This is a genomic window from Alcanivorax sp., from assembly GCF_051117345.1.
Taxonomy (GTDB): Bacteria; Pseudomonadota; Gammaproteobacteria; order Pseudomonadales; family Alcanivoracaceae; genus Alcanivorax.
Genome location: NZ_JBNPEC010000168.1, coordinates 1 through 3511 on the forward strand (window position 1 = coordinate 1; position 3511 = coordinate 3511).

The 3511-nt window shown below is 63.1% G+C and carries 3 protein-coding genes; 2 read left to right on the top strand and 1 reads right to left on the bottom strand.

Annotated elements, in window-relative coordinates; genetic code table 11:
* A partial coding sequence (gene glsA / locus ACFE0K_RS11000; RefSeq protein ID WP_434536110.1) for a glutaminase A occupies positions 1-991 on the bottom strand: 991 nt, incomplete at its 3' end.
* Positions 992-1139: 148 nt separating this feature from the next.
* On the opposite strand from glsA, the gene ACFE0K_RS11005 reads away from it, so the two are divergent.
* Both ACFE0K_RS11005 and ACFE0K_RS11010 read left to right on the top strand, forming a co-directional pair.
* A complete protein-coding gene (locus ACFE0K_RS11005; protein WP_434536111.1) occupies positions 1140-1967 on the top strand; it encodes an HAD family hydrolase in 828 nt (275 codons plus the stop codon).
* 277 nt (positions 1968-2244) lie between these two features.
* On the top strand, positions 2245-3511 hold a 1267-nt coding region (locus tag ACFE0K_RS11010), incomplete at its 3' end, for an amidase (RefSeq protein WP_434536112.1).

The following is a 3511-nucleotide window of genomic DNA, read 5'->3' on the forward strand; positions in this document are numbered from 1 at the left end:
CGGCCGAGATATCGGCAATGGCTTTTTGTCCACGCACACTATTGCCCGCCGCATCCAGCGGTGGCGAAATGGCGGCGATGCCGAACTTGCCCGGCGACACCGCAATAAGGCCGCCGCCCACCCCGCTCTTGGCGGGCAAGCCGGTGGCATACAGCCACTTGCCCGCATCATCATAAAGCCCGGCGGTGGCCATTACCGCCAGCACCTCGGGCACATTGGCCGCCGTCATCACCGTCTTGCCGGTCACCGGATTCACCCCGCCGTTGGCCAGGCTCGCCGCCATCACCGCCAGGTCCCGGGCATTCACTCCCACCGAACACTGACGGGTATAGATATCCGTGGCCTGCACCGGGTCGCCCTGCAGATGGCCGTAGGCATGCATCAGGTGGGCGATGGCCTGATTACGCTGGTTAGTGGCCGCCTCGGAGGCATAGATGTCTTCCTGCACAGTGAGTTCACGACCGGCAACATCGTTATAAAACGTCAGAATCTTTTTCCACACGGCCTTGGCGCTATTGCCCTTCACCATGCTGGTGGCGGTAATCGCACCGGCGTTCACCAGCGGATTCATTTCCGCACCGCGATATTGCTCGATGGCGTGAATGGAATTGAAGGCCTGGCCGGTGGCATCCACCCCGGTGGAATCCGGAAAGGTGCTCACACCGCTTTCCTCCATCACCAGCGCCATGGTGAACACCTTGGAGATCGACTGGATCGACACCTCGGACTGCACATCGCCGACGCTGAACACCTGACCATCCACCGTCACCAGCACGATGCCGAAAATGTCAGAATCCACCTTGGCCAGAGCCGGGATGTAATCTGCGTTGGCGCCTTCCTCCAGGCCTTGATAACGCTCATGGGCCTGTTTCAGCGCCGAGCGAATCGCCTCGGCCGACGGCAGCTCACTGGCCAGCGATAGTCCCGACAGCAGCAGGCCACTGACCAACACCACCCAGCCCAGCGCGCTCTTTCCTGTAACACATCCCATCTTCCCACTCCCTTGCACAATGCCACCGTGAATAGGGATGCTATACGGGCGGCCAGCAATCTGACTAGCACCCATTCGCCACAGGTTCACACCAGCGCCACAGATTGTGTGCTAATAATAAAATTGTCGACGGCAAGGACAGAGCATCATGAGCATCCTGCAACTGCCCCATGCAAAACCCGAGGCCATCCTCATCGACTGGCATGCCACCCTGGTGGATACCCACGATGCTATGTACCACGCCGTGGACGATGTACTGCCCCACCTGAAAGAGCTGGACCTGTGGGACCGTCTGCTGGACCCGGATGACTCCAAGACCATCGAAGATGCCAAGCTGCTCATCTATGTGAAAGACAACAAGCGCCTGCATCCCAAGATCGTTGCGCAACGCAAGATTTCCCGCACCGATATTTTCGAAGTGCTGTTCGGCAGCGACCAGGACGCCAAGGGCCGCGCCCACCAGGCCTTCGACGAGGCCTATAAAAAATACGTGGACGAAGTGTTCCCGATGGAAGAAGACATCCGCGAACAACTGGAACGCATCCGCGCCATTGGCGTAAAGGTCGGCCTGATCTCCAATCGCAAACGCGACTTTCTCGAACACGAACTGGCACTGGTGGACGGCACCGGCTGGGAAGATCTGTTCGACGTTGTGGTGTGCGGCAGCGATGTAAGCAAACGAAAACCGTCCCCGGAAATGCTGCTGCTCGCCATGCAAAAGCTGGGCATCTCCCCATCGGAAAGTTGCTGGTACGTGGGCGACAGCACCACCGACGTGATCGCCGCCAAGGAAGCCGGCATCACCTCCATCTTCTACAACGGCGCCGGCTGGGATCAGGCCTGGCTGGACAAAATCTTCCCCAACACCGTCAAGCACCCTCACCGCCCGGACTCAGTCGTCGGCAGCATCGCCGAACTCGCCGACCTGGCCCGCCACCTGCTGGCCCAGCACAAGCGTGTCGAACGCGCACGGTAGCCCCTCCCGTAGGAGCGTCGCTGGCGGCGCGATTCCCCACGAAGGAAACAACCTCCCGTTTCCGCCCTCATTCCCGTTGGAGCCTTGCTCGCAAGGCGAATCTCTCAGCCCTTCAACCCCCTTCGCCTTGCGAGCAAGGCTCCAACACGAACCGTTCCGCCCACCCTGCCCACCGTGGTACAACACAGACTCTGCGCAACGCCGCAAAACAACAATTGGCCCCTTCGCACAGATTATAGATGGCACTATCGTGCACCTTTTTTTACGGGAGAGCCCCATGGCCAGCAAACACCTCCACGCCTTCTGCGATGACGCCCTCGGGAACGACGACGCCACCGCGCTGGCCGAGCGGCTGCGCCAGGGCCTGGTCAGCACCCGGGAAGTCACCGAGGCCGCCATTGCCCGGCTGCAGCAGGTGGAGCCCACCCTGCAAGGGCTCACCCTGGACACCTTCGACGCCGCCCGCCAGCGAGCGGAAAGCAAACGCTTCAACGGCTTCTTCGCCGGCGTGCCCAGCCTGATCAAGGACAACCTGGACCTGCGCGGCCTGCCCACCGGCCACGGCAGCCGCGCCCTGGGCCAGGCGCCGCTGAAGAAAACCAGCGGCATCGCCAAACAGTACCTGGCCCAGGGCTTCAACCTGCTGGGCAAAAGCACCCTGCCCGCCTTCGGCTTCACCGCCAGTACCGAACAGGCCGGCGTGCCCGCCACCCGCAACCCCTGGCACACCGACTACTCCGCCGGCGGCTCCTCCGGGGGCAGCGCTGCCCTGGTCGCCGCCGGTGCCGTGCCCATCGCCCATGGCAACGATGGCGGCGGCTCCATCCGCATCCCCGCCGCCTGCTGCGGCCTGGTGGGCCTGAAGGGCACACGCGGTCGGCTGATCGATCAGGAGGCGGCCAAGTTACTGCCAGTGAATATCGTCAGCGATGGCGTGCTCACCCGCAGCGTCCGCGACACCGCCCACTTCTTCATGGAAGCGGAACGCTACTACCGCAACCGCAAGCTCAAACCCATCGGCCAGGTCACCGGCCCGGGCAAGCGGCGGCTGCGCGTGGGCATGATGATCGACTCCGTCACCGGCGACGCCACCTGCCCGCAAACCCGCCGCGCCGTGCAGGACACCGCCCACCTGCTGGAAAGCCTGGGTCACACCGTGGAAGAGGCCCGCATCGACCTGCCGGCCCGCTTCGTGGAAGATTTCCTGCTCTACTGGGCCATGCTCGGCTTTCTGGTCAGCAAGGGCGGCAAGGCCCTGTTCCCCCAGGGCTTCGATGCCGGCCAACTGGACCCGCTCACCCGTGGCCTGGCCGACTATTACCAACAACGCTTCCTGAAAACCCCGGCCATGCTGCGCCAGCTACGCCTGGCCCGACAGCGCTACGCCGACGCCTTTGCGCAATACGACGTGATCCTCAGCCCGGTACTGGCCCACACCACCCCGGAAATCGGCCACCTTGGCGCCGTCCTGCCCCTCGACACCCAACTGCAACGGCTACTTCGCTACACCACCTTCAACCCCGCCAACCACGCCCCCGGCCGCC

Coding starts and splice junctions, on each gene's coding strand:
- ACFE0K_RS11005 (WP_434536111.1), top strand. CDS start 1,140: ATGAGCATCCTGCAACTGCCCCATGCAAAACCCGAGGCCATCCTCATC.